The following is a 5,746-nucleotide window of genomic DNA, read 5'->3' as shown; positions in this document are numbered from 1 at the left end:
TCCAGGACATGCTCAACGCCCGCCCCCGCGTCATCCTCCACGGAGCCACCCCCAGTGAGACACTCGACGAACTGATAACCACAGTCGCACTCACCCCCTGAACCGGCCGGCGGAGACCGACATCTATTGACCAGTCAGCGGAACGGGGTGGGGGTCAGAGGGCGCCGGTGAGCCAGAGGCCGAGCGCGGCGGCGCCGACGGTGACGACGGCGGTGCCCACCGCATTGCCGGCGGCCGCGAGCCGCCGGCGGCCCTGTGCGAGGCGCACCGTCTCCACACTCGCGGTGCTGAAGGTCGTGTAGCCGCCGAGCAGTCCGCCGCCGAGCACGAGCACCCAGGTGCGGTCCAGCCCGTGCGCGGCGGCGAGACCGGTGACGACGCCGAGCAGCAGCGAACCGGTCACGTTGATGAGCACCGTCGCCCACGGGAACGTGCCCCGGGTGCGCGCGCGGACGAGACCGTCGACGACGAACCGCAGCGCCGCGCCCACACCGCCGCACGCGGCGATGCCGAGGAACAGGGCCGACCCGATCACGACGCCGCCCCCTTCGAGCCCGAGCCGCTCCGGTCGACCGTCCCGCGCCCGGCCGTCCGGCGTGATGCGGACCGGTGTGCCGTTGCCGCGGCCGTCGCGATGCCGGTCCACGCCGTCATCGTCCCCACGAGCACACTTCCGGCGATGTAGAGCAGCCCGACGCCGGTTGCGGTCCCCGCCAGCTGGGCCGTGTCGACGGCCAGGGCGCTGTAGGTCGTGAACCCTCCGAGCACCCCGGTGCCGATGCCGAGCCGCGCGGCGCGCCGGCCACCCTCGTCCGGCCCGCGCCGGGCGAGAGACTCCAGCAGCCAGCCGAGCACGAACGCCCCGACCACGTTGATGCCGAACACGGTGAGCGGGAACCCGTACGGCGGGGCGGGGAACGTCAGCGAGAGCGCCTCCCGCACGCCCGTCCCGATCATCCCGCCGAGTGCGACGAGCAGCACCCAGCGCAGCCGCAGGTGCACCGGCCGGTGGCGTGCGGGCCGCGCGGAGTCCGGCCGGGATGCCGGACGAGGCCGGCGGGCAGCCGTCTCCGGTCCCCCGGTGTCGGGGTCGATCGGGTCGGACGTCCGCCCCGCGTCGGCACCACTCCGGCCGACCGACGCGGCGAGCCCGGCCGTCCTGGCCGTCCTGGCCGTCTCCGTGCTGTCCGTCTCCTCGATCCGTCGCTCGCTCACGCGCGGCCCCGCGTCCGGGCCGTCGGCACGTCAGGGCTCGGAACCACGAGCACCGGCACCGGCTGCCGGTGCGCCAGGTGGGTGGCCACGGATCCCTCGAAAAACTCCCGCACGCCGGCGCGGAAGGACCGGTCAGCAGTGCCGACGACGATGAGCTGCGCCCCGACGGCCTGCGCCACCGCGGCCAGGGCGTCCGCCGGGTCACCGGGCAGGAGGCGGATGGACGGGTCGAGGTCCCGGTCCGCGCGCAGGGCGGCGACCCGCTCCTCGAGCGCGGCGCGCAGGCGCGGGCGGGCGTCGTCGTCCTGCTCGTCGGGATCCAGCGCGACCACCGGGGCGTCGGGGTCCGCGGCGGTGCGGGGGTCGGCCGGAAGGTGCGTCGGATCGGCGGCGACCAGGATCAGCGGCCCGCCCAGTCTGACGGCGAAGTCCGCGGCGGTGTCGAGCACGGCAGCCGGTTGGTGATCGGTGACGCCGACGACGACGGCGCGATCACCGGGGGAAGGCGAGCGAGGCGAGGCGGGCACGGAAATCTCCTGTCCGGGGTGACGGGGCCACCCGAGGACGAGCAGCCCGATGACGGGACAGGGACCGTTGTCGGAACCGCGCGAACACCGTGCGGCCGAGGTTGGGGACGGCGGGCCCCACCGCCGTGACGCCGACCGCGACCGAGGTCCGTGGCGGTGACGCCGCTCCCATTGAACCACCCGGGCACACGACGACGCAGCCCGGGGCCACGGACGGACGCGGCGCAGCCGGATCGCCGCATCGCCCCATCCCACGACACGCCGTGAATTTTCGGGACCTGACGTCAGATCCCGATCCCTCTCGGAGAGTCGTGGGATGGAGCGCAGCGGGAAGGCAGCGGTGCAGTGTGTCCGGGCGTCAGTCGGCGACGACGAGGGTGCGCTGCACGACCTCGGCGCGGCCGTCGGCGACGAGCGGCGCAACCAGGTCCGCCAGATCGCCCATCGACTCGTCCACCTCGAGGGCCACCGGGTAGCTGGCCACCAGCAGCGCGAGCAGCTGCTCGAGGGCGAACGTCGGGTTGTGCGCCGTCGTGTCCCAGCCGAGCAGCACGTCGGTCGGCTCGTCCGTCGGGGCGTCGAGGGCGGGGTTGTCCGGCGGTGCGGCGGCGTAGCTGACGGCGAACGCGGTGATCGAACCGTTCGTACGGAGCACGACGGCGCCGTGCGCGCCGGCGGCCTCACCGAGGAACAGCTGGTTGACGCGCCCGACGGACAGGTCCGCCGGCGGGTCCCACTGGTGCACCGACCGGTAGAACTCCCACAACGCCGTCGTCAGCTCGACCGAACCCGTGGCCAGGTCCTCGATCACCTGGGAGCCGTCCTCGTGCAGCGGCACGAGCGGCAGCGCCTGGCGGTTCACGACGACGATCTGCGAGTGCTGCAGCGGGCCGAAGCCGGCGGAGGCGGCGAACGTCGCGCCGGGCGAGTCCAGCGCGACCTTCCCGCGCAGCCGCTGCACGGGAGCGCCGCCGATCTCCTGCTTGAGCATCGCGAGCAGCGTGGAGCCGATGCCCTCGCGCTGCCGCTCGCGGGCGACCTCGATGTAGACCCACAGCCGCTCCGGATGCACGGAGGCCTCGCTGACGACGCCGGCGGCGACGGGCACGCCGTCGTCCTCGGCGACGATCGTGCGCACGAACGGGCTCTCCGATGCGGGCCGCAGGAGCGCCCTCCCCTCCGCGAGCGCCGGGTGGGAGGCGTCGCCGAGGATCTGCAGCAGCTCGAGGTCGTCGCCCTCGGCCCACGGCCGGTAGGTGATGCTCATGCGCCGGCCAGCCGCTCGGACAGGTAGGTGGTGACCTGATCGAGGGAGACGCGCTCCTGGCCCATGGTGTCCCGCTCGCGGATGGTCACGGCCTGGTCCTCGAGGGTGTCGAAGTCCACGGTGACGCAGAACGGGGTGCCGATCTCGTCCTGTCGCCGGTAGCGGCGGCCGATGGCGCCGGCGTCGTCGAAGTCGATGTTCCAGCGCTTGCGCAGCTCGGCGGCGAGGTCCCGCGCCTTCGGCGAGAGGGTCTCGTTGCGGGAGAGCGGAAGCACGGCGGCCTTGACCGGGGCGAGCCGCGGGTCCAGCTTCAGCACGGTGCGCTTGTCGACGCCGCCCTTGGCGTTGGGGGCCTCGTCCTCGGCGTACGCGTCGACGAGGAACGCCATCATCGACCGGGTCAGGCCGAAGGACGGCTCGATCACGTACGGGGTGTACCGGTCGCCGCTGACCTGGTCGAAGTACTGCAGCTTCGTGCCCGAGGCGTCGGAGTGGTTGGTCAGGTCGAAGTCGGTGCGGTTGGCGACGCCCATCAGCTCGCCCCACTCGTTGCCCTGGAAGCCGAACCGGTACTCGAGGTCGATGGTGCCCGCCGAGTAGTGGGCCCGCTCGTCCTCGGGCACGTCGAAACGGCGCATGTTGTCCGGGTTGATGCCGAGGCCCACGAACCAGTCCCAGCAGGACTCGACCCAGTGCTCGAACCAGCGGTTCGCCTCGTCCGGCGCGGTGAAGAACTCGATCTCCATCTGCTCGAACTCGCGGGTGCGGAAGATGAAGTTGCCCGGCGTGATCTCGTTGCGGAACGCCTTGCCGACCTGCCCGATGCCGAACGGCGGCTTCTTGCGGGCAGCGGTGACGACGTTGAGGAAGTTGACGAAGATGCCCTGCGCCGTCTCGGGACGCAGGTAGTGCAGACCCTCCTCGTTGTCGACCGGGCCGAGGAAGGTCTTCATCAGCCCGGAGAACTGCTGCGGCTCGGTCCAGTTACCCTCCTGGCCGGTCTCCGGGTCGCGGATGTCGGCGAGGCCGTTGACCGGCGGGTGGCCGTGCTTGGCGATGTACGCCTCGACCAGATGGTCCGCCCGGTACCGCTTGTGGGTGTGCAGGGACTCGACGAGCGGGTCGGTGAAGGTGGCGACGTGGCCGGAGGCCTCCCACACGCGTTTGGGCAGGATGATCGACGAATCGAGGCCGACCATGTCCTCCCGGCCGCGCACGAACGTCTGCCACCAGGCCGCCTTGATGTTCTCCTTCAGCTCCGCGCCGAGCGGGCCGTAGTCCCACGCCGAGCGGGACCCGCCGTAGATCTCACCCGCCTGGAAGACGAAGCCCCGGCGCTTGGCCAGGTTGATGACGGAATCGAGGCGGGATGCTGGCATGAGGTGAGAGCTCCAATGGGGTCGTGGCCGCTGGATGCGGGCCCAGGCCGGGGACGCCGTCCCGGGGCCGTCACGCCGCCGTGCGCACGGGTGCGCCACGGGGTGGGCTCGGCCCGACGGGCTGCGTCATGCTGGCTCGGGAAAGGCAGCTACCACCCTACCGCGCAGGCCGGTCCGCGTCGGTGCGGGTGCCCGGGGCGGCGGCGTCGTCGTTCCCGTGCTGCTCCCGGTCCTGTCGGGCGCGGCGCCCGGCATCCGCGAAGCGCCGTTGGGACCGCCACGGCAGGGTCGCGACGGCGACGGCGACGAGGGTCAGCGCGGTGCCGCCGACGGTGGAGAAGGCGACGTGGGTCCCGGCGGCGGGGGCGATGACGTCCAAGCCCAGCGAACCGACCAGCTGCCCGGCGATGATGCCCAGGCCGAGCAGCAGGACGCCGAGGCGGGGCGCGAGCATCGCGCTGAGCGAGATGACGGTGATGCCGAGCGGGCCGGGCAGGTAGGCCCACCACTGTCCGGGCAGGGCGGCGGGCGCCGGCGTCGCGAGCTGCTTGATGCCCCACGCGAGGATCAGGACGAGCGCGCCGACGGTGAAGTTGGTCAGCGCCGAGATCATCGGGGTGCCGGCGACGCGGCCGATGCGCCCGTTCATCGCCTGCTGGAACCCGTAGAACAGGCCGCCGATGAAGGGGAAGAGGAGCGGGCCCAGGATCGAGCCGAGGTCCGTGCCGCCCGTGAAGCGGGACTCGACGGCCCACACGACGGCGACGATGGTGAGCACCGAGCCGACGGACCGGGGCAGCGTCGGACGGCGGCGCTGGTGGGTGCCGAAGCCGGTGGCGTCGACGAGGATGCCGCTGATCGTCTGGCCCGCGACGAGGGCGATGGTGAAGATGGCGACGCCGAGGACGCCGATGGTCACCCCCTGGGCGAGGACGACGCTCGCGCCGATCGCGCCGGCGACGAGATACCAGACGGGCGGATTCGCCTCGCGCAGCCCGCCTCGCAGCCGGCCCAGGGCCCGGCGTCCGGCGGGGATCACCGCGACCCCGATCACCATCAGGACGGCCCCGAAGCCGAAGCTCAGGGCCGCCGCGGCGAACCCGTCGTGCAGCTGGGCCGCGACGGCCCCGGTGATCCGGGACTGCAGCGCGAAGCACATGCCGGCGACGATCGCGAGCAGGACGCCGACGGGCGCGGGGATGCCGTGCCCGCCCGCATGCTGGCGCTGGGTCGGGGCGGTCGCGGTGGCGTCGGGGCTCGTGCGGTCGGAGGTCACACCCTCCAGCCTAGGTGTTGTGGGTCATGACGTTGCCGACGGTGGGGTGGGGGTGAGGAAACGGGCTCCTGGTCGGCACGAT

General features: G+C 72.9%; 6 protein-coding genes. All 6 read right to left on the bottom strand.

Annotation, left to right across the window (positions count from 1 at the left end; all coding sequences use genetic code 11):
- Positions 1–154: 154 nt before the first annotated feature.
- The 6 genes from V6N00_RS17125 to V6N00_RS17100 all read right to left on the bottom strand — a co-directional run bounded on the left by V6N00_RS17125 (position 155) and on the right by V6N00_RS17100 (position 5,664).
- A complete protein-coding gene (locus V6N00_RS17125; RefSeq protein WP_334234308.1) occupies positions 155–532 on the bottom strand; it encodes a fluoride efflux transporter FluC in 378 nt (125 codons plus the stop codon).
- Entirely contained in the window at positions 532–1,215 is a 684-nt protein-coding gene (locus V6N00_RS17120; RefSeq protein WP_334234307.1) for a fluoride efflux transporter FluC, read from the bottom strand. The genes V6N00_RS17125 and V6N00_RS17120 overlap by 1 nt, the downstream gene beginning before the upstream one ends.
- Complete coding sequence (locus tag V6N00_RS17115; RefSeq protein ID WP_334234305.1) at positions 1,212–1,742, bottom strand: universal stress protein; 531 nt, start codon at positions 1,740–1,742, stop codon at positions 1,212–1,214. Before V6N00_RS17115 ends, V6N00_RS17120 begins: the two co-directional genes overlap by 4 nt.
- A gap of 358 nt (positions 1,743–2,100) precedes the next feature.
- A complete protein-coding gene (locus V6N00_RS17110; protein ID WP_334234303.1) occupies positions 2,101–3,009 on the bottom strand; it encodes a GNAT family N-acetyltransferase in 909 nt (302 codons plus the stop codon).
- Positions 3,006–4,388, bottom strand: coding sequence for a glycine--tRNA ligase (locus V6N00_RS17105; RefSeq protein ID WP_334234301.1), 1,383 nt, complete (start codon positions 4,386–4,388; stop codon positions 3,006–3,008). The genes V6N00_RS17110 and V6N00_RS17105 overlap by 4 nt, the downstream gene beginning before the upstream one ends.
- 157 nt (positions 4,389–4,545) lie before the next feature.
- Positions 4,546–5,664 (bottom strand): DMT family transporter, encoded by a 1,119-nt coding sequence (locus tag V6N00_RS17100; protein WP_334234299.1) that lies wholly within the window; start codon positions 5,662–5,664, stop codon positions 4,546–4,548.
- Between the last annotated feature and the right edge of the window lie 82 nt (positions 5,665–5,746).

Source organism: Tersicoccus mangrovi, from assembly GCF_036881825.1.
GTDB lineage: Bacteria > Actinomycetota > Actinomycetes > Actinomycetales > Micrococcaceae > Tersicoccus > Tersicoccus mangrovi.
This window is presented reverse-complemented; position numbering and strand designations above follow the sequence as displayed.